This window comes from Polaribacter batillariae, assembly GCF_017498485.1.
GTDB classification, from domain to species: Bacteria; Bacteroidota; Bacteroidia; order Flavobacteriales; family Flavobacteriaceae; genus Polaribacter; species Polaribacter batillariae.
On record NZ_CP071795.1, the window covers coordinates 3,502,942 to 3,525,000 of the forward strand.

Annotated in this window: 16 protein-coding genes and 2 pseudogenes (1 of these 18 only partly in view); 4 read left to right on the top strand and 14 right to left on the bottom strand. The window is 32.0% G+C overall.

Annotated features, from left to right (window positions below):
- The first annotated feature begins 22 nt into the window (after positions 1-22).
- Together JL193_RS15375 and JL193_RS15380 are read left to right on the top strand one after the other, a co-directional pair.
- A complete protein-coding gene (locus JL193_RS15375) occupies positions 23-2,206 on the top strand; it encodes a glutamine synthetase III family protein (protein WP_207971619.1) in 2,184 nt (727 codons plus the stop codon).
- 187 nt (positions 2,207-2,393) lie between these two features.
- Entirely contained in the window at positions 2,394-3,572 is a 1,179-nt protein-coding gene (locus JL193_RS15380; protein WP_207971620.1) for an AIR synthase related protein, read from the top strand.
- A 158-nt stretch (positions 3,573-3,730) separates the two neighbouring features.
- On the opposite strand, the gene JL193_RS15385 is transcribed toward JL193_RS15380, so the two are convergent.
- From JL193_RS15385 to JL193_RS15395, 3 genes are all read right to left on the bottom strand, one after another.
- Positions 3,731-4,297, bottom strand: coding sequence for a DUF4411 family protein (locus tag JL193_RS15385; RefSeq protein ID WP_207971621.1), 567 nt, complete (start codon positions 4,295-4,297; stop codon positions 3,731-3,733).
- Positions 4,297-5,448, bottom strand: a complete 1,152-nt coding sequence (locus JL193_RS15390) for an ImmA/IrrE family metallo-endopeptidase (protein WP_243456777.1) — start codon at positions 5,446-5,448, stop codon at positions 4,297-4,299. The genes JL193_RS15385 and JL193_RS15390 overlap by 1 nt, the downstream gene beginning before the upstream one ends.
- A gap of 139 nt (positions 5,449-5,587) precedes the next feature.
- On the bottom strand, positions 5,588-6,022 hold the full coding sequence (locus tag JL193_RS15395; protein ID WP_207971622.1) for a DUF6265 family protein: 435 nt from the start codon (positions 6,020-6,022) through the stop codon (positions 5,588-5,590).
- 95 nt (positions 6,023-6,117) lie between these two features.
- On the opposite strand from JL193_RS15395, the gene prfA reads away from it, so the two are divergent.
- The gene (prfA, locus tag JL193_RS15400) at positions 6,118-7,194 is read left to right on the top strand and encodes a peptide chain release factor 1 (RefSeq protein ID WP_207971623.1); all 1,077 of its coding nucleotides are present in this window, start codon (positions 6,118-6,120) and stop codon (positions 7,192-7,194) included.
- Positions 7,195-7,445: 251 nt separating this feature from the next.
- Complete coding sequence (locus JL193_RS15405; RefSeq protein ID WP_207971624.1) at positions 7,446-7,622, top strand: hypothetical protein; 177 nt, start codon at positions 7,446-7,448, stop codon at positions 7,620-7,622.
- A 183-nt stretch (positions 7,623-7,805) separates the two neighbouring features.
- Here the strand turns inward: JL193_RS15405 and JL193_RS15410 are convergent, their stop codons facing one another.
- The 11 genes and pseudogenes from JL193_RS15410 to thrS all read right to left on the bottom strand — a co-directional run.
- Positions 7,806-10,211 carry a glycoside hydrolase family 31 protein gene (locus JL193_RS15410; protein WP_207971625.1) on the bottom strand — a complete coding sequence of 802 codons (2,406 nt, stop codon included), beginning with the start codon at positions 10,209-10,211 and terminating at the stop codon, positions 7,806-7,808.
- Between the two features lie 251 nt (positions 10,212-10,462).
- Complete coding sequence (gene glgB, locus JL193_RS15415) at positions 10,463-12,370, bottom strand: 1,4-alpha-glucan branching protein GlgB (RefSeq protein WP_207971626.1); 1,908 nt, start codon at positions 12,368-12,370, stop codon at positions 10,463-10,465.
- Between the two features lie 4 nt (positions 12,371-12,374).
- On the bottom strand, positions 12,375-14,003 hold the full coding sequence (locus tag JL193_RS15420; protein WP_207971627.1) for a trehalose synthase: 1,629 nt from the start codon (positions 14,001-14,003) through the stop codon (positions 12,375-12,377).
- A gap of 2 nt (positions 14,004-14,005) precedes the next feature.
- Positions 14,006-15,943 (bottom strand): alpha-1,4-glucan--maltose-1-phosphate maltosyltransferase, encoded by a 1,938-nt coding sequence (locus JL193_RS15425; RefSeq protein WP_207971628.1) that lies wholly within the window; start codon positions 15,941-15,943, stop codon positions 14,006-14,008.
- Positions 15,944-15,980: 37 nt separating this feature from the next.
- Positions 15,981-17,254: pseudogene (locus JL193_RS15430) on the bottom strand (glucose-1-phosphate adenylyltransferase).
- 4 nt (positions 17,255-17,258) lie between these two features.
- Entirely contained in the window at positions 17,259-18,464 is a 1,206-nt protein-coding gene (gene glgA / locus JL193_RS15435) for a glycogen synthase (protein WP_207971629.1), read from the bottom strand.
- 209 nt (positions 18,465-18,673) lie between these two features.
- Positions 18,674-19,285 (bottom strand): hypothetical protein, encoded by a 612-nt coding sequence (locus tag JL193_RS15440; protein WP_207971630.1) that lies wholly within the window; start codon positions 19,283-19,285, stop codon positions 18,674-18,676.
- 89 nt (positions 19,286-19,374) lie between these two features.
- Positions 19,375-19,717: pseudogene (rplT, locus tag JL193_RS15445) on the bottom strand (50S ribosomal protein L20).
- 94 nt (positions 19,718-19,811) lie between these two features.
- A complete protein-coding gene (rpmI, locus tag JL193_RS15450) occupies positions 19,812-20,009 on the bottom strand; it encodes a 50S ribosomal protein L35 (RefSeq protein WP_207973502.1) in 198 nt (65 codons plus the stop codon).
- A gap of 70 nt (positions 20,010-20,079) precedes the next feature.
- Positions 20,080-20,592, bottom strand: a complete 513-nt coding sequence (gene infC, locus JL193_RS15455) for a translation initiation factor IF-3 (protein WP_302849929.1) — start codon at positions 20,590-20,592, stop codon at positions 20,080-20,082.
- Between the two features lie 114 nt (positions 20,593-20,706).
- Positions 20,707-22,059: the 3' portion of a threonine--tRNA ligase gene (gene thrS / locus JL193_RS15460; protein WP_207971631.1), read on the bottom strand. 588 nt of this gene lie beyond the right edge of the window; the window shows 1,353 of its 1,941 coding nt (coding positions 589-1,941); its start codon lies off the right edge, out of view — the gene reads right to left on this strand; the stop codon is at positions 20,707-20,709.

Sequence of the window (22,059 nt, forward strand, 5' to 3'; positions counted from 1 at the left end):
ATAAACAGCAAAAATTAATAATATGTCAAGGATTAGATTTAATGCTTTGCAAGAAACCAGCAATAGAAGTCCTTTAAAGGTACTTCAAACCGAAAAAAGGTCGTCTTTATTTGGAAAAAACGTGTTTAACAAACATGCAATGCAACAATACCTTACAAGGGCTGCATACGAAAGTGTAATGGATGCAATAGAGCATGGAACAAAAATAGATCGTAAAATTGCAGACCAGGTGGCTGTAAGTATGAAAGATTGGGCAATGTCTAAAGGAGCAACACATTACACACATTGGTTTCAGCCACTTACAGGAGCCACTGCAGAAAAGCACGATGCTTTTTTCGAATCTATTAATGGTAGTTTGGCAATGGAAAAATTCGATGGCGAACGGTTGGTGCAACAAGAGCCAGGAGCTTCTAGTTTTCCGAATGGAGGCATTCGAAATACATTCGAAGCAAGAGGTTATACAGCTTGGGATCCAACATCACCTGCATTTATTTACGAAACTACTTTGTGTATTCCAACCATTTTTGTGGCTTATACAGGAGAGGCTTTAGACAATAAAACGCCCTTATTAAGAGCACTACAGGCCATAGATACTCATGCAACCGCTGTTTGTAAATATTTCGATAAAAACGCTTCTAAAGTAAGTGCTACTTTAGGTTGGGAACAAGAATATTTTTTAATTGATGATGCCTTGGCAAACTCCAGACCAGATATTTTATTAACAGGTAGAACTTTAATTGGGCATTCTCCAGCAAAAGGTCAGCAACTTGGAGACCATTATTTTGGAACCATACCAGCAAGAGCGATGGCTTTTATGCAAGATTTAGAACAAGAATGCATGTTGTTGGGCATTCCTGTTAAAACTAGGCATAATGAGGTTGCTCCAAATCAATTTGAAATAGCTCCAATTTTCGAAGAAGCAAATTTGGCAGTAGATCATAATTCCTTACTAATGGACGTGATGGAAAAAGTTTCTCGCAGACATAAATTTAAAGTATTATTTCACGAAAAACCATTTGCGGGCATTAATGGTTCTGGAAAACACAACAATTGGTCTTTGGCGACATCACACGATACAAATTTGCTAAGCCCAGGGAAAACACCCATGAAAAATTTACAATTCTTAACTTTTTTTGTAAATACAATTAAAGCAGTTCACGAAAATGAAGAATTGTTAAGAGCCTCTATTGCATCTGCAAGTAACGACCATAGATTGGGTGCAAACGAAGCACCTCCAGCAATTATATCTGTTTTTATAGGTAAACAACTTTCGGCGGTTTTAGACGAGCTAGAAAACGTAACCAAGGGGAAATTATCGCCACAAGAAAAAACAGATTTAAAACTGAATATTATTGGTAAAATACCAGAAATATTATTAGACAATACAGACAGAAATAGAACTTCGCCATTTGCATTTACAGGAAATAAATTCGAATTAAGAGCAGTAGGTTCTTCCTCTAATTGTGCGGCTCCAATGACGGTTTTAAACACCATTGTGGCGAAGCAATTAAAGGAATTTAAGATAGAAGTAGATAAGCTAATAGAAAACAAAAACCTTAAAAAAGACGAAGCCATTTTTAACGTTTTAAGAGAATACATAAAAGAATCTAAGAAGATCCGTTTCGATGGAGATGGGTATGGAGAAGCATGGGAAAAAGAAGCAAAAAAACGAGGATTAAGTAACAATAAAACAACTCCAGAAGCATTAAAAATACAAATCGCACAAAAAACCATTGATTTGTACGAAGAAATGGAAGTAATGAGCAGAGTAGAGGTAGAAGCTCGTTACGAAATCGCAGTAGAAGAATATACCAAAAGATTGCAAATAGAAGGCAGGGTGTTAGGAGATATTGCTAGAAATCATGTAATACCAACAGCTATAATTTATCAAAATACACTATTAGAAAACACAAAGAATTTAAAAGAAATTTTTGGCGAAGCCTATAAAACTATTGCCAAAGAACAAATCGAGTTAATTATGACTATTTCGAACCACATTACAGAAATTAACGCATTAACTTTAAAAATGGAAGCACAACGTGCAAAATCGAACCAACAAAAAGGATTGAAATCTGCAGAAATGTATTGTAAAAATGTAAAACCATTTTTCGAGGAAATTCGTTATCATTGCGATAAACTAGAAACCATGGTAAACGATAATTTGTGGCCATTAACCAAATATAGAGAGCTTTTGTTTACAAAATAAAATTATTTGGGCGTTTTAACGGGCTTTCCATTATATCTTTTTTTTTACCAAAAAAAAGGATGCCATTGCAATCCCTAACGCAAATAGCAAAACCGAAAAGGAAGTTTTTAAAAACAACAAAATTCATTATAATTTTCCACGGTTTTTTTTAAGCAAAAGCCTAAATTTGCAAACATAACACAACAATATGAGCCAAGAAGTTTCTAAAAGATACGCACAAAGAGGTGTTTCTGCATCCAAAGAAGATGTACACAATGCTATTAAAAACATAAACAAAGGTTTGTTTCCAAAAGCATTTTGCAAAATTGTGCCAGATTATTTAACAAATGACGATGATTATTGTTTAATAATGCATGCAGATGGTGCAGGAACAAAATCGTCTTTGGCATATATGTATTGGAAAGAAACTGGTGATATTTCTGTATGGAAAGGTATTGCACAAGATGCTTTAATTATGAATATTGACGATTTGTTATGTGTGGGAGCAACAGACAATATTATGTTGTCTTCTACCATTGGAAGAAATAAAAGTAAAATTCCTGGTGAAGTTTTATCAGCAATTATAAATGGAACTGAAGAGTTGATTGAAGACTTAAAAAAGTTTGGAGTAACCATTCATTCTACAGGAGGTGAAACTGCAGATGTTGGCGATTTAGTTCGTACAATTATTGTAGATTCTACAGTAACTGCACGTATGAAACGCTCTAATGTTATTGATAATGCAAATATAAAAGCAGGTGATGTAATTGTTGGTTTAGAATCTTTCGGACAAGCAACTTATGAAACTGAATATAATGGAGGTATGGGTTCTAACGGATTAACTTCTGCAAGACATGATGTTTTTCATAACTATTTAGCAGAAAAATACCCAGAAAGTTTCGATGCTGCTGTTCCATCTGATTTGGTGTATTCTGGAAATACAAAATTAACAGACAAGGTTGAAAATTCTCCTATTGATGCTGGTAAATTAGTATTATCGCCAACAAGAACCTATGCACCAATTATTAAAGAAATTTTATCGAAATTTAATTCTGATACAGTTCACGGAATGGTCCATTGTTCTGGTGGCGCACAAACAAAAGTTTTACATTTTGTTGATGAATTGCACATTGTAAAAGACAACCTATTTCCAATTCCACCTTTGTTTAAGTTAATACAAGAACAATCAAAAACAGATTGGAAAGAAATGTACCAAGTTTTTAATTGTGGACACAGAATGGAAATTTACGTTTCTCCAGAAATTGCTGAAAACATCATTGCTATCTCAAAATCTTACAATGTGAATGCACAAATTGTGGGTAGTGTAAAAGCTGCTGATAAAAAGAAATTGACTATTAAAAGCGAATTTGGGGTCTTTGAGTATTAAGTTTTTTTTTGAATTTGGCTAATGTGTTTGTGTATGGTTTTTTGCGTGGTTTAAGCACTGAAGTTAGCAAATAAAAACCGAATAGAAAAAATCCGCGAGGATTTTTGTAAGTAGGCTAGAACCAGCAATAAATTATATACGGTATTGTACGCAGGCTTTTACTTAAATTCAATGTCAATACCTTGGTAAATTTTTAGTAAATCAGGTAATGTCATAACTTTAATATCAAGCATTTTGCAAATGGATGGTATCTTTTTAAATGCTTTGTGGTCATTCCCATTTTCAGATTCCTCAGTTACAATTGCTATTTCCTTTTTTGCACTCTTTTTTATTAAAGCAAGAATTATCATTCTAGCATCTGCTGTCTCTAAAAATTCTTTTTTACGTTCTTCAAACTCTGCATCATTAAGTCTTCTAGATAATGGTGTTCTAAAGTTGTTATTTAAAAGATTATAAAATTTCTTTGTAGAAGGAGGAAGTAAATCTTTTGTTCTTAAAGGAATTTTAAAGTGTTTTTTAAAATCTTTATCTTTTAAATAGTCTAAAGATTTTAGGACTAAACCTTGAGTAGTGTATTCACATTCTTGATAAACAGCATCTATTAGGATTAGATTACCATTTTCAATTTCAGATTTTATGAAATCAAACAACTTTGTTTTTTTGTCAAATGGTAAGTAATAACGAACCAAGGACAGTAAGGAACTTGTATCAATTATTACTTTCATCAAATATATTTATCTAATTTTTCGGGTTTGATATTAAGTTTTTTACAAACTTCATATTCGTTTAAAACACCTTCATAATAAGCAGTTTGAATTGTTGATAAGAACAAAGGTGACGGAATTGGTTTGGCAACTGAACCTCTTTGTTTGATGCCCTGTTCTTTTAGTAATTGCTTTTCTCTTTCCTTTTCTTCTTGTCTTTGTCTAAAAATTTCTTCAAACTCTTCTCTTACTAATTTATAGTTAGACTTTGATATTTTACCTTGATAAAGAAGTCTGGTAAAAAGTGATAACTGACTTAAATGAGTATTTTGAGAAACTTTTTCAATAAAGTCGTGATGATAATCATTACTTGAAGATGCTTTTTCTAGTGTGTCTAAAGTTTTTGAATAATTACCTGCCAGAAAGAAAAATGCAAAGTCATTACACCATCTTTCTATAGTTGAAAGGTTTTTGTTGTAAACACTATAGTTTATTTCTTCAATTTCTTCTTCGTCTAATAGGTAATGACCTAATTCGTGAGCAAGAGTAAATATTTCTCTAGAAAAAGATTGATGTCTCTTAAGGACAATCATATTTGGCTTTAGATAAAATCCGTCAATATTAGCTTTCTCCTTTTTATTCCAGGTCTCTATGAACTCAAAAACCATTATGTTTTTAGTGGCTAATGAAGAAATTAAAGCTTTTAAGAAATTACGTCTGTTTTTATCAAACCTTGGATATAAAACTTTTCTAGCTTTTAATGCAATTTCTCTTGGGTTGTCAGAAATCGAGTATTTTTTTATCTGTCTTTTAAAATCTAAATCTGAAAGTTTTGCAATTGCTGAAAGTGATAGTTTTAATTCTTCAAATTGATTTACAATTTTTATAGCTCCTAGATTAAGTTCATCGTTTTGAAAATTTTGCTTTCTAAAAAACACACTTGCTTCTTTTGATTTTTCAGGTGCTTTTGGGTCTAGATAATAGTGTAGTCCTTTTTCAAAAATTTTATCAATTCTTTTTAGGTAAGAAATCTGAATTTCTTTACCAAACACATCCTCTTTGGTAATTGGATTTTTAAGTCCAATACTGATTTTTTGCAAGAAATCTTGTACACCCATTCTGTACATTTCTAGCAAATGTCTAATTCGTGATATGTTATGTTCTACTTTCAATTTAGTTTTTAAAACTTGTGTGCAAAGTTACGATTTCTTTTCTAGCTTGTTGCCAATAACACGATTATGACGTCTGTTTTAATGAATTATAATCGGTGTTAGCGAAGTTATATTTTTTTAAGTTTAGAAACAAATTAAATTATTTTACACTCTCAAAAACAAAATCAATACTAAAATCATCATTAGAAACTAGTGCCTTCAACTGCATGTTTTCTATGTAATATTTTATTTTGGTAGGAAATTCATTTTGTGCATTTTTACAAACAAAAGAAGTATCTGTTTGAGATGTAAATTTAAAAAAAGTGGCGGTTTCATTTACACCTTCTACTTTTAAGTGTAACGTATCATTTACAGATACAATACTCATAATTTCTTTAAATGTAGTGTCTTTATTTTTTAGTGTGTAACCTACTCCTGTAAAATCGGTATTCCAATTTTCGTAGGTTTTATATCCTTCTTTGTCGTTTAAACGAATCCATTTTCCAATGATAAAAGTTGGTTTGTTCACGTTTTCTGTTTCTGTTTTACAAGAAACTATCAATAAAAAAGAACAAATGAGCAGAAAATATTTCATAACAAGTACGTTTTAATTATTCAAATATACTCAAAACGAAACATTTAAATTTCCGATAAATATTGTAAATTCGCAGTACAAGAAAAGAGTATCAAATGTTAGAAAAAATAAGAATTGTAAAGCAACGTTATGATGAGGTTTCGGATTTAATTATTCAACCTGATGTAATTACAGATCAAAAACGGTATGCGCAATTAATGAAAGAATATAAAGATTTAGGCGATGTTGTTAAAAAAGGGGAAGAATACCAGCAATTAACAGACAATATAGAAGAGGCAAAAGAAATAATTGCAGATGGCTCTGACGCAGAAATGACAGAAATGGCAAAAATGCAACTGGAAGAAGCCAATAGTAGAATTCCTCAATTAGAAGAAGAAATAAAATTTCTTTTAATACCAAAAGATCCAGAAGATTCTAAAAACGCAGTGGTAGAATTACGAGCAGGAACTGGTGGAGATGAAGCCAGTATTTTTGCAGGAGATTTGTTTAGAATGTATTCTAAATATTGCGAAAGTAAAGGTTGGAAAGTTTCTACTGTAGATTATTCTGAAGGTACAAATGGCGGTTTTAAAGAAATTCAATTTGAGGTAACTGGAGAAGATGTTTATGGAATTTTAAAGTTCGAAGCGGGTGTGCATCGTGTACAAAGAGTGCCACAAACCGAAACACAAGGTCGTGTACATACTTCTGCAGCAACTTGTATGGTTTTCCCAGAGGCAGAAGAGTTTGATGTAGAAATTAACCCCAAAGATGTAAGGATCGATTTTTTCTGTTCTTCAGGTCCTGGAGGTCAATCTGTAAACACTACTTATTCTGCAGTACGTTTAACGCACATTCCTACAGGTTTGGTGGCGCAATGTCAAGACCAAAAATCGCAACATAAAAATAAAGAGAAAGCATTTAAAGTATTGCGTTCTCGTTTGTATGACATGGAATTGGCAAAGAAACAGGCAGAAGACGCTTTAAAACGTGGTTCTATGGTTTCTTCTGGAGACAGAAGTGCGAAGATTAGAACTTACAACTACGCACAAGGTAGGGTTACAGACCATAGAATTGGATTGTCTTTATACGATTTGCCAAATATAATGAATGGAGATATTCAGAAAATTATCGACGAATTAATGTTGGCAGAAAACACCGAGAAATTAAAAGAATTAGGAGACGGAATTTAAAATTTTTACGGTTACATATAATTACAAGAAGCTATCTCGAAAGTATTAAAATTTATCATTTTCGACTGTAATGGAGAAATGGAGAAGTTTTATCTATTGAATTTTAGCATCTTGTACCTTTGACTTCGGTCAAAAATAGTAGTTAAATTTATTTTTGTGACAGCCTCTTTTTTATTTGAGATACTTTTTGATGTATATGAATTAATTTGCCTTTTGTTTCTTACTTACTTTTGAAGTGTAAAAGAAAAAAAATGATAGCCACAAAAATTTTAGGTCTCTCTAGTGCCTTTACAAAGAGTAAAAAAATTAAAATTGCAATATTGCTTGTAGAAATTGCAATTCTTGCTTACGCATATAAAAAAAATAAAGAAGAACAAGAAAAAGAAAAAAAGCTAGAAGGAGAAAAAAATCAAAAAAAGTTACAATAAAAACGATGAAAGAAAAAGAAAAAAATGTTATTCGAAAAAGAAGTGAAAAGCTATGAAAAAGAGTGCAAAAACTATGAAATATAATTTCTAAGTACATGTAAAAGCGATTAAAGTTGGGGGACTTTTAATCGCTTTTTTTTTCTAAATGAATATTTCGAAAGTCTTATTCAAAAAAAAATGGTATTATTCTCCGAACAAATGTAGTTCTGTAAAGTCTTTATTTATTGTAATAGCTTTATTTACAGACGAATTTATTCTGTCTAATTCGATTTCTACATTATCGATTTGAACTGATGTAATTTCGAAAGGCAAATTGTGAAATACAATATTAAATTTCGTGTAACTCGCATCGAAATCTCCACGTTTATGTTGCTGTAAAATAAATTCTGATTTTTTACCAGTTACTTTAAATGTACGTAAACTAAACCTTCCTTTCTTATAATCGTATCCATCATGTGCATCATCATATAATTTAGAAGATTCTTTTCCTTCTTTATAATAAACGTCTAACGTAATTTCATCAAAATCTTTTTCACCTACATATTGTTGTACAGGATATTTAGGGATAACAGCTCCTTCTTTTACGAAAATAGGCATGCTATCGATATCTGCATCAACCCACATTTCTTTTCCACCTTCTACAATTTCATCTGTCCAGAAATTATACCATTTGCCTCTTGGAATGTACATTCTTCTTCCTTTGGCATTGGGTTCTATAATTGGGCAGGCTAAAATTTGTTCTCCAAATACAAACTCATCACTTCTATAATGTGTTTGTTGGTCTTCTTGATCATACAAAACCAACGATTTTAACATTGGTGTTCCATCATTTAAATATTTCCAAAAAGAAGTATATAAATAAGGTAAAAGTTGATATCTAATTTCTACGAATTTTCTTACGATGTCTGTAATTTCATCACCAAAAACCCAAGGTTCTTGATCTCCATGATCTCCAGAGGAGTGCACTCTACAAAACGTATGGAAAATTCCTAATTGAATCCACCTTGCAAATAATTCTCCTTGAGGTTGTTCTGCAAAACCACCAATATCGCTTCCTGCAAAAGAAAAGCCAGACATAGCCATTCTTTGCGCTTGATTGTTTGCAATGGCCAAATGTTCCCAGGTTGCTACATTGTCTCCCATCCAAGTAGAAGTATAACGTTGTGCACCAGAATAGGCAGATCGTGTAATTACAAAAGGTCTTTTTGGATATGCATATTTTTTTAAACCGTGGTAGGTTGCACGTGCCATTTGTGTTCCGTAAATGTTGTGCGCTTTTCTGTGAGAACAAGGGTTACCATCATAATCATGACGTACATCGTTTGGAAAAGATTTGTTTGGAACATCCATAACTGCTGGCTCGTTCATATCATTCCAAACACCTTTTACACCAATTTCTTCAATTAATTCTTGAAACAAACCAGACCACCAATCTCTAACTTCTGGTTTTGTAAAATCTGGGAAATAGCATTCTCCAGGCCAAACTTTACCTTTCATGTAAGGTCCATCTGCACGTTTACAGAAATAATCTTTATCTAATGCTTCCTTAAAAACATCATATTCCATATCAATTTTAATTCCTGGATCTATAATAACCACCGTTTTAAAACCATCGTCTTCTAATTCTTTTACCATTCTTTTTGGGTCAGGAAAATGGTTTTTATCCCAAGTAAAACAACGAAAACCATCCATATAATCGATGTCTAAATAAATAGCATCGCAAGGTATTTTTAAATCTCTAAAAGTATTGGTAACCTCTTTTACATTGCTTTCTGGGTAATAACTCCACTTGCATTGGTGAAATCCTAAGGCCCATAATGGAGGTAAAGCATGTGGTTTTCCTGTTAAATCGGTATAATTTCTAACGACATCATTCATATCTGGGCCGTAAATAAAGTAATAATTCATTTCTCCACCTTGCGCCCAAAAGCTAGTTACATTTCTTCTTTCGTGTGCGAAATCGAAATGAGATTTAAAAGTATTGTCAAAGAAAATACCATAAGCTTTGTTATCTTGAATGGCTGTGTAAAAAGGAATTGCCTTGTAAATTGGGTCTGTATTTTTACCAAAAGCGTAAGAATCTGTTGCCCAGTTTTCGAAACGTTTCCCTTTCATATTTACATCTACAGGCTTGTCTCCTAAACCGTAAAAACTTTCTGCTTTTTGGCAAGCTTTACTCATTTTTACAATGTCTCCACCATATTCGTAACTTTCTTCCCAATGAAAACCAATTTCGTCTTCGTTAATTAGTTTCATGTCTATAGCATCGTACAAACTAATTTGTAAATTTTGCTTTCTTACTTTACAAACTAATTTTGCAGTTGTAATTACATAATGCGTATCGTTTTCTGTAACTTTTAAAAAGTTGTATCCTCTACTTGCATGAATGGTAACTCCGTAAGAAAAATCATTTTCGAACTTTCCTGTGGTTGAGTAGCGAAAACGAATTACACTGTCTCTAATGACTGTAATTTGTAGTACTACATTATTGCTAGTTGTAAAATAAAGGGTATCTACGTCTTTTCTATATTTTATAATTTCTGAAGGAAAAAGATTTCCTTTTTGTTCTAATTCGGTATTAACAATCATATATTTTGCTTGTTTTTTATCGTGTAAAAATCGTAAAAGTTTGGTATAGAACCTTCTATAAAGTTCTTTTTTTACGATAACGTTTTAGTTTATTTTTGATAAATAAAGTGCTAAAATACTATAAAAAACAGAATAAGAATAAAGTGTATAAATTATTTAGAATTCTATAAAAATAGCACTTCTTTATTTTGAAGTATTAAAAAATAACTGTTTATTTTTACCAATACAACAGTAAAAATAAACAGTTATTTTTATTGATATTTAAAAGCAACCATCGCTAAAGGTGGTAAATCTAATTCTATAGAGTTTTCTCTATTGTTCCACGTCTTTTTTTCTGAAGTAATTGTTTTATTTTTATATTGATTTGTTCCGTAGAATTTTTTATCGTCGCTATTAAAAACTTCTTTTAATTTGCCAGCTTTGGGCAAGCCAATTCTGTATTTTTCTCTAGGAACGGGTGTCATATTCAATACAATAATTACATTGTCTTTTTCGTTTTCTCCTTTTCTTATATAAGATAATACCGAATTTTGATGATCTCCATGATTTATCCACTCGAAACCTTCGTGAGAAAATTGTTTTTGGTGCAGTGCTTTTTCTTTTTTATAAAATGTATTTAATTCTTTTACTAAAGTTTGTGCGCCTTTATGCACGTCGTATTGTAATAAATGCCAGTCTAAACTTCCTTCGAAATTCCATTCAGACGTTTGCCCAAATTCTCCACCTTGAAATAACAGTTTTGTTCCAGGGTGTGTAAACATATAACTGTACATCAACCTTAAATTAGCAAAACGTTGCCACTCGTCTCCAGGCATTTTAGAAACGATGGATTTTTTGCCATACACAACTTCGTCATGCGAAAGAGGTAACATAAAGTTTTCTGTAAATGCGTAATTTAAGCTAAAAGTTAAATCGTTTTGATGATGCTTTCTATACAAAGGTTCTTTGGCAAAATATTGTAAAGTATCGTGCATCCAGCCCATCATCCATTTCATACCAAAACCTAAACCACCATCGTAAATTGGTTTCGAAACTTTAGAAAAAGAAGTCGATTCTTCTGCAATGGTTTGTACATCTGGAAAGGCTTCATAAACAGCCGTATTCATTTCTTTTATAAAATCGATGGCTTCTAAATATTCATTTCCACCATACATATTGGGCTCCCATTCGCCATCTTCTCTAGAATAATCTAAAAATAACATAGAGGCAACTGCATCTACTCGCAAACCATCTGCATGGTATTGGTCTAACCAAAAAATGGCATTACTAATTAAAAATGCTTTTATTTCGTTTCTTCCGTAATTAAAAATTAAACTTTTCCAATCTTGGTGATATCCTTTTCTTCTATCTGGATGTTCGTATAAATGCGAACCGTCGAAAAATCCTAAACCATGGTCGTCTGAAGGAAAATGAGAAGGCACCCAATCTAATAAAACGCCAATTCCGTTTTCGTGAAATTTATCAACTAAAAATTTAAATTCATCAGGATAACCAAAACGAGATGTTGGTGCAAAATATCCAGTTAATTGATATCCCCAACTTGGGTCGTAAGGATATTCCATAATTGGCATAAATTCTACGTGCGTAAAATTCATTTCTTTTACATATTTTACCAATTCTTCTGCCAATTCGTTATAACTTAAAAATCGATTTTCTTCGATTTGTTTTTTCCAAGAGCCTAAATGAACTTCATATACAGAAAAAGGTGCATCTAATGCGTTGTTTTTCTTTCTGTTTTTCATCCATTTTTTATCATTCCAAGCATAATTATCTTCCCAAACAACAGAGGCTGTTTTTGGTGGATGTTCGCACCTTCTTGCAAATGGATCTGCTTTTTCGGTAATTACATTATTGCTAGAATTGCGAATTTTGTATTTGTAAATAGCACCTTTTTTAACATTCGGTATAAAACCTTCCCAGATTCCGCTTTCATCCCAACGTACGTTTAAGTGATGTTCGCCTTCTTGCCAAAAGTTAAAGTCTCCAATTACAGAAACGGCTTTAGCGCTTGGTGCCCAAACCGCAAAATAGGTGCCTTTTACACCATCTACAGTAATAATGTGTGCGCCGAATTTTTCGTATAAACGATAATGTTTTCCTGCTTTAAATAAATCAATGTCAAAATCTGTAAAAAGACTGTGTACTTTTGTTTGTGTCATAGTTTTATGAATCTAATATGTTAGCAATACCTTTTAATGGAATAATGGTCCATTTTGGTCTTGAATTGAGTTCGTAGCCCAATTCGTAAATTGCTTTTTCTAGCAAGCAATATTTTAATAAAAACCTTCTTTCGTTTCTATAACCAATGTGTAGGTTTGCTTCTTTTGTTGTTGCCACATAGGTTTCCATGAAAATTGAAACCATGTATTTGTATAATAATTCTCCATATTCAAAAAGTTCTTCTCTGCTTTTAGAATACGTATTTTCGTTGTTAAATATGGTTGAATAAATGGCGTAATGGAAAGAACGAAACAAACCAGCGACATCTTTTAATGGAGGTTGTTTTACTTTACGATCTCTTATAGTACTTTCTGGTTCTCCTTCGAAATCGAGAATGCAAAAATCGTTTTCTTGTACTAAAATTTGCCCTAAATGATAATCGCCATGAATTCGAATGCGCTCGCCTTTTAACTTTGTCCAATCGAAATGAACCAGGCGTTTTCTAATTTCATTTTTTCGTTCTAAAAAATCTTTGGCGAGTTCTAAAGAATACCCTTCTAACTTGTGTAAATTATTTTCGGCAAGATTTAACCTGTTTTGAAACTGATAGGTTAACCTGTTTTTTAACCAAACAGAATAATCTCCATTAAAACGAGTAGGTGTAAAGGCGGTATCTTCGAATTCGGATCCTAAAGCTGCATGCATTTCTGCAGTTCTTTTAGCAATTAGTTTTACGTTATTTAAAATATTGAGTCCTAACCAATCGATTATTTGCGGAGCAACTTCTGTGATTTTTACACGGTCGTATAAACTTACATCGGGTAAATTTTTAAAAATGATGTTTTTCTGATCTACATTTTGGTAAATCGTATGAATTTCTTTCAGAAAATATTCCCAAGCATCGCCTTTATTTGGTACTAATTTTTGCATTAAACCAATGGTAATGTTTACATCGTCAGAATCAATAATATGAATACTGCCTAAATAAGGTGGTGTATTTTGGTATTCTTTTTTTTCTGATAAAAAACGACTCATTTCGTAGTCGGGATTTTTATCCGCATAAATTCTTCTGAAAAATTTTAGAATAAATGCATCATTATAAATAATAGAAGTGTTGCTTTGTTCTGCCCCCATTAATTTTGAAGATTGGTAATTTGGAAATTGAAAACCTTCTGACTTATGATATTGCACAGGGGTTTTGTCTATTGGCAAAGCTGTGCTAATTCTTTCGTAAACGACTTTTCTAAAACTTTCTAAATAAATGGCATCTACAATAAAACCTTTTTTGTTTTCTAATTTTATGGGTAAAATTTTACTTTTTTCAGCAGCACTTTCATCAGAAACAAAAGCAATGGGTAAAAAGTAATGATGGTAAAAGGCTTCTACAAAATTTACTTCTAAAATTAAGCCAAAATAGATTTCTCCATCTTGTTGAATTTTAAAATATTCACTTAATTCTATATATTTTAATTGGCTCGATTTTCCTCCATACCAACGTTGTTTTTGAATGTATTCTTCTAAAACTTCAGACAGAAAAATAGCAGTAAAATCTGTATCCAACATTATTTCGTTCCAATTTTTACTGGAAGAAAACAATGTGGTTTTAGTATTCGATGCTACTTTTTCTAACATTTTTATTTGTTAATTTTAAATATATGAAAAGGAATGTACGGATGTAATTCTACATAATTCCACTCGTTATACCAATTGTAAGAATTGTTTGTTATTAAATCGTGGACTTCTATTTTTTGCCCTTCATGCACATTTAATTGTTGCAATGGAACTTGCACAGAGCCAGATTGCGAATGATAAGCATCTAAACTTATAATTGTTAAGGTTTCGTTGGTTTTATCTTGATTCCATTTATAGAAAGCAATTAAATGATCGTTTCCTGTTTCACAAAATTGAATGTTATTGGTTTGTTGAAAAGATTCGTTGTTTTTTCTGATGGAATTAATCGACGAAATAATGGTCGTTAACCTATTTTCTTTGTTCCAATCGTAATGGCAAAGTTGAAATTTTTCTGACATGTAATATTCTTCTTTTCCAATAATTGGCTCACTAATCATTTGTTCAAAAACTGGCCCGTAAATACCTATGTTGGAGCTTAATGTAGCCGCTAAAGCATAGCGTAAAAGAAATTTAGCTTCTGGTGCATTTTGTAAATGAAACGGGTTAATATCTGGTGTATTTGGCCAAAAATTAGGACGCATGTATTCTTTTTGATCGGTTTTTGTTAACTCGTTCATATACTCGATAATCTCGTGTTTCGATTCTCGCCAAGTAAAATAAGTATAAGATTGGGTGTAACCTTGTTTTGCTAGTTGTTGCATTATTTTTGGGCGCGTAAATGCTTCTGCTAAAAATAATACATCTGGATGTTTTTTCTTTACTTCAGTAATTATCCAACCCCAAAAATAGTAAGGTTTTGTATGCGGATTATCTACTCTAAAAACATTAATGCCACAATCTATCCAATAAAACAAGGTGTCTAAACATTCTTTCCAAAGATTTTTATAATCTGCGGTTTCCCAATAAATTGGTAAAATGTCTTGGTACTTTTTTGGCGGATTTTCTGCATATTGTACAGTTCCATCTGGTCTCCACTTGAACCAATCTGGATGGTCTTTTACCCAAGGATGGTCTGGAGCTGCTTGTAAAGCGTAATCCATGGCAATTTCAATGCCTTGTTTTTTTGCGTCTTTAATTAATTCTTTAAAATCTTCTAAAGAACCCAATTCTGGATGAATGTCTTTATGCCCACCGTATTTAGACCCAATTCCCCAAGTAGAACCTACATCGTTCTTTTCTGCTTCTGTAGTGTTGTTTTTTCCTTTTCTGTTTACTTCTCCAATTGGATGAATAGGAGGGAAGTACAAGGTATCGAATCCCATTTTTGCGACTCTTGGCAACAATCTGTGGCAATCTTTAAAAGTACCATGTTTGCCTTCGGTTTCTGAAGCTGAGCGTGGAAAAAATTCGTACCAAGTACTAAAACGTGCTTTTAATCTATCTACATAAACAGATAAAGATTTGCTTTCTTGCGTTAATAGCTTGATAGGATATTTGATTAAAATTTCCTTTAATTTATTAGAAACTGCTTCTTTTATGGCTTCTGCATATGTTGTTTCGTCTTCGAAAATGGCAATTAAAGAATTTAAATATTTTTTTTCTTCTGTAGATGCTTTTTTAACGATTGGTTTTAATAATGCTGCGCCTTCTAAAAGTTCTGATTTTACGTGCTGATAATCATCAATTTTTCTGCCAATTCCATATTGCCAGTTTAATGGATAATCTACCCAACCTTGTAATTTGTATTCGTAAAACCCTTGTTTTGTTACTTGAAAACTAGCAGTATATCCATCGTTATTTGTTGGATACATTCTTGCTTCTTTCCAAGTTTTTTCATTTTTGTGTTTGTACAATAAACTAGCCTGAATTACATCGTGCCCATCTACTAAAATATCGGCAGTTACAGTTACAATTTCGTTTACAACACGTTTTATAAAAACAGCTCCACAGTTTATTTGAGGAGCTATGTTTTCTATTACAATTCTACTTTGATTTTGCATTAATTCGTTTTTCTTTTTAATGTTAAAGAATTTAAAATTAGTTCATTCCGATAATGGTTCCTTTTGGAATTGTTGCATCTTTTTTAATCACTACAATACCATCTTTAACAAAATAACTATCTGTTTCTGTATCTTCTAGATGAGGTCCTCCATTAATTTTAGTATCGTCTCCAATTCTACAATTTTTATCGATAATACAATTATTGATGTGGCATCTATCTCCAATTCCCATCATAATTTCAATTTTATTATTGGCAACTTCTTCTAACGATTCAAAAAAGTCGTTTCCCATCATGTAGGTATTCGAAACAACTGCTTCTTTACCAATTCTAGAACGAATTCCAATAACACAGGTATCAATTTTTGCTGCGTTTATAATACATCCTTCTCCAATAACAGCTTTGTGAAGCATTGTACCAGAAACTTTAGAGGTTGGTAAAATTCTAGCTCTTGTGTATATTCTTTTTTCTTCGTCGTACAAATTAAATTTTGGCACATCTTCTGCCAGGCCTAGGTTTGCTTCGAAGAAAGAGTCGATGTTTCCAATGTCTGTCCAATATCCTTCATATTGGTAGCTTAAGGTTTTGTGATCTCCAATGGCTTGTGGAATAATTTCTTTGCCAAAATCTACAGTATCTGGATTGTTCATTAATTTTACTAAAAGATCTCTGTTAAAAATATAAATTCCCATGGAGGCAAGGTAATGCCTGCCTTCATTTTTCATTTGATTACTAACATCGGAAGTCCAATCTGGTAGTAAATCTTCACTTGGTTTTTCGATAAAAGAAGTAATTGTGTTTTCGTCATTGGTTTTTAAAATACCAAATGAGGTCGCATCTTTAGCGTTTACAGGGTAGGTTGCAATCGATATTTCGGCATTGCTTTCTCTGTGTTTTTGAATCATATCGTTAAAATCCATTTGATATAATTGGTCTCCAGAAAGTATTAATGCATATTCGAAATCGTTTTGTAAAAAATGATGCATGCTTTGCCTTACAGCATCTGCAGTTCCTTGAAACCATTTATCGCTATGTATGGTTTGTTCTGCTGCTAAAACATCTACAAAAGCAGAGCTAAAAAAACTAAAATGATAGGTGTTTTTATATGTTGATTTAAAGAAGCTGAGTTAAACTGTGTTAAAACATACATTCTTTTTATATTTGAATTTATACAATTAGAAATAGGAATATCTACCAACCTATATTTTCCTGCAATTGGTACAGCTGGTTTAGATCTTGTTGCTGTTAATGGGTACAATCTAGAGCCTTGGCCTCCTCCTAAAATAATTCCTAATACTTTATCGTTTATCATCTGGTTAGTTTTTTAGTGATTTATATAATTCTTCTACTTGTTTTGCAATTGCTATCCAATCGAAATGTTCTTCAACTCTTTGTCTTCCTTTTTTTGCCATCGATTTTCTCAATTCAGGATTATGAATAACTTTGTTTATTCCATTTGCTAAATCTCTGGCAAATTTATCTGGATCAATAGGTTCGAAAGGTGCCGATTTTTGTTGCTCAACAGGCACTAAGATTCCAGTTTCGTTATGTACAACTACTTCTTTAATTCCTCCAACAGCACTGGCAACAACAGCTGTATCGCAAGCCATGGCTTCGATATTAATAATGCCAAAAGGTTCGTAAATAGATGGGCAACAGAAAACATGTGCATGAGAATATAATTGAATAATTTCTTTTTTGGTTACCATTTTATCAATCCAAATAACATTGCTGCGTGTTTTTTGAACCTCGTTTACGGCATTTTTCATTTCTTCTCCAATTTCTGGAGTATCTGGTGCCCCTGCACACAAAACAATTTGTGTATTTGCATCTATATATTTAATGGCATTTACTAGATGAATAATCCCTTTTTGTCTTGTTATTCTTCCTACAAAAAGAACATAAGGTTTGTTTTTATCGATACCATATTCATCTAAAGTATTGCTTTCGGAAGTGGTTATGTATTCTTGTAAATTAATTCCGTTGTAAATTACTTTTACTTTTTTTTCATCAACATTAAAATAATTTAAAACATCTTCTTTAGTTTCTTCTGAAACTGCAATAAGTGCGTCTGCCATTTCAATAGCTGTTTTTTCTATCCAAGAAGAAGCATCGTAACCACGACCTAATTGTTCTCTTTTCCAAGGTCTTAAAGGTTCTAAAGAATGTGTGGTAATTACTAGTGGAATTCCATAGCAAAGTTTTGCAACGATTCCTGCAAAATGAGCATACCAAGTATGGCAATGAACTACATCTGCATCAATTGGAGCCGCATTCATGTGAAGCCCAGTGCTTAGTGTTTTAAAAACAGCTTTTAATTTATCGTTAGAATTATCGAATATCGTATTTTCGTAAGGAAACCCTTTTACTGTTAAATTATTGTTTTTTGAATCTTGGTCTCCAAAGCACCTTACATCAATTTCCATTAGTTTAGCAAGTTCATTTGCTAAATATTCAACATGAACTCCAGCTCCACCATAAACATATGGAGGAAATTCTCTTGTAAAAAAAAGTGCTTTCATAGGCTTAACAGATAATTTAATAATTAATAATCGTTGTTTGTTTTTAAATTAACGACGTTAAATTAACAAAAAAATATCAGGTATTACCTACACAAGAAGTATTATTATCACTTTAATAATACAAAGGGGCAATTAGTATAGTATAATTAAAGATTTATTAGTAATAAGAAGCATTACTTAATATATTATTAAGATATAAAAAATAAAATTTAGCTGTTTCGCTGTTTATTAATTTCATCTTGAAGTTGTCTTCTTAATTTTTGCTCTCTTTCTAAAGATTTTTTGCGATGTTGTTCAAATTCTTGTTCTATTTCTAAAAGATTGCTTTGTGCTTCTTTTGTGATAACATGACTTCTAGAAAACTTAAAGGCAAAGTAAGATAAAGCCAAAGTTAATACTAAAATAACGCCCCATAAAATAAGATTATAAGTAGTTTTGTTAAGTTGTAAACCAAATAAAGGAATAGAATTTTCTTTGTTGGTAGCTGTCTCTAAATCTAATTGTGTTTTAGATAAGTTTGTTTGAATTTTTTGAATATTATCTTTCTCTATTTTTAAAAGGCTCTCTTTCTCTAAAACTAATTTTTGAAATACTTTTATTGAATCTAAAACATTCGATTTTAACTCTTCGTATTTTTTAATATCAACAACTTTGTATCTTTTGGGTGTACCTTTAGGTTTGTAGGTGGTTGAAGTTCTATAAATCTTATCAAACTGTCCTTCTAAAGAGTTATCTTCTTGAACTGTTTCTTGAGTATTTTCTTGTGCAAATGAAAACATTGTGCAAATTAATAAACAAAAAGTAGCTAATTTAAATTTCATTTTAAAGTTTTTTTTGAGTAGATTACAAATTTATAAAAAAACCCAAACGGTTATGTTTGGGTTTTTATTATATAAGCAAGTATTTATATTTATTTTATTTTCTCTACAACTGCCTTAAAAGCGTCTGGGTTGTTTACGGCTAAATCTGCTAAAACCTTACGGTTTAATTCGATATTGTTCGCTTTTACTTTTCCCATAAACTGAGAGTAAGACATTCCGTGCAAACGAGCTGCAGCGTTAATACGCACAATCCATAAAGAACGGAAGTTTCTCTTATTGTTTTTACGGTCTCTATATGCATAAAGCATACCTTTTTCAACCGCATTTTTTGCTACTGTGTAAACGTTTTTCTACGTCCAAAGTAACCTTTTGCTGCCTTCAAGATTTTTTTCTTCTTTTTCTTGAGGCTACTGAATTTACTGATCTTGGCATAATTTCAATGTTTTTTGTAGTAGGCGATTCAATTAAGAATACTTTTTAAATGTTGCCTAACTCCATGGTTAATAATTAAATTCCCTTATTAAACTTATTTTAAGTTTAATTGTTGCTTAATGTTAGCCTCGTCTGCTTTGTGTACCAAAGTATCGTGAGTTAACTTTAATTTACGTTTTTTAGACTTCTTTGTTAAGATGTGACTTTTAAACGCGTGCTTTCTTTTAATTTTTCCAGTACCCGTAAGTTTAAAACGTTTTTTGGCACTAGATTTGGTTTTTATTTTAGGCATTTCTCCTTCGTTTTTATCTTGCTTATAAGACATTTATTCCCGAACTTGTTCCAGGGCTTTTTATTTTATTTTACTTTTTGGGAGCAATAAACATAATCATACGTTTACCTTCTAGTTTTGGTAATTGCTCTACTTTACCATATTCTTCTAATTCTTGTGCTAATTTTAATAAAAGAATTTGTCCTTGTTCTTTAAATATAATCGAACGTCCTTTAAAGAATACAAATGCTTTTAATTTTGCCCCATCTTTTAAGAATTTTATGGCATGTTTTTTCTTAAACTCATAGTCATGCTCATCTGTTTGAGGGCCAAAACGTATTTCTTTAATGGTAACTTTTGTCGCTTTAGATTTTAAAGCTTTTTCACGTTTTTTTTGCTCATACAAGAACTTCTTGTAATCAATAACCTTACAAACAGGTGGTTTAGCTTTGGGAGATATCTCTACCAAATCTAATTCCTGTTCTTTGGCAATTTCTTTAGCTTTGGCTAAAGGATATACACCAACTTCTACATTATCGCCTACAAGACGAACTTCGTCAACATATTTTATTTTTTCATTAATCCTATGTTGATCTTCTTTGATTACTCTTAACGGTCTTCTTGACCTACTTCTACGTATTGCTATGACTTAAAATTTTTAAATTTAACTTGTGGCTGTTTTCCAACCTTTTTATTTTCTATTGAATTTCAAAATTAATTAAAATTTTTTCAATGTTTTACTTTCTTCGGCTTTAATTAAAGAAATAAATTCTTCAACGGTAAATGTTCCAATATCACCTTCACCGTGTTTTCTTACAGAAACTGTGCCATCTTGTTCTTCTTTCTCACCAACAATTACCATAAATGGAATTTTGCCAACTTCTGCATCTCGTATTTTACGTCCAGTTTTTTCACTTCGGTTATCTACGAGGGCGCGAATTTCGGAATTTTCTAACGATTCTAAAACTTTTTCTGAATATTTTTGATATTTATCGCTGATTGGCAATAAGATAACTTGATCTGGAGTGAGCCAAAGTGGAAAATTTCCACCTGTATGTTCTAGCAATACTGCAATAAAACGTTCCATAGAACCAAATGGCGCTCTGTGAATCATCACAGGCCTATGAGATTGATTGTCTGAGCCTGTATAAGTCAAATCGAAACGTTTTGGCAAGTTATAATCAACTTGTATGGTTCCCAACTGCCAACTTCTGCCCAAAGCATCTTTTACCATAAAATCTAATTTCGGACCATAAAAAGCAGCTTCGCCTTCTTCAATCACAAAATCTAAACCTTTATCTGTTGCTGCATTAATAATTGCTTGTTCAGCAATTTCCCAAGTTTTGGTATCTCCTATATATTTATCGAGATTGCTTTTATCTCGAATAGAAACCTGTGCAGTAAAATCTTCAAAACCTAAAGAACCAAATACATATAATACTAAATCGATAACATCTTTAAATTCTTGATCCAACTGTTCTGGAGTACAAAAAATATGTGCATCATCTTGTGTAAAACCTCTAACACGAGTTAATCCATGTAGTTCTCCACTTTGCTCATATCTATACACGGTTCCAAATTCTGCGAAACGTTTTGGCAAATCTTTATAAGAGTAAGGTTTAAAATTGTAAACTTCACAATGATGTGGACAATTCATCGGCTTCAGTAAAAACTCTTCATCCATTTTCGGAGTTTTAATTGCCTGGAAACTGTCTTCCCCATACTTTTCATAATGTCCAGAAGTAACATACAATTCTTTCTGACCAATATGAGGCGTCATTACCATTTCGTAACCCGCTTTTTTCTGAGCCGCTTTTAAGAAATCTTCCAATCTGGCACGTAAAGCAGCGCCTTTTGGCAACCATAAAGGCAAACCCGCACCTACTTTTTGAGAAAAAGTAAACAATTCTAACTCTTTTCCTAACTTTCTATGATCTCTCTTTTTAGCTTCCTCTAATAACTCTAAATATTCAGTCAACATTTTTTGCTTCGGAAAGCTAATTCCATAAACACGCGTCAACTGATTATTGTTTTCATCACCGCGCCAATAAGCACCAGCAACATTCATTAT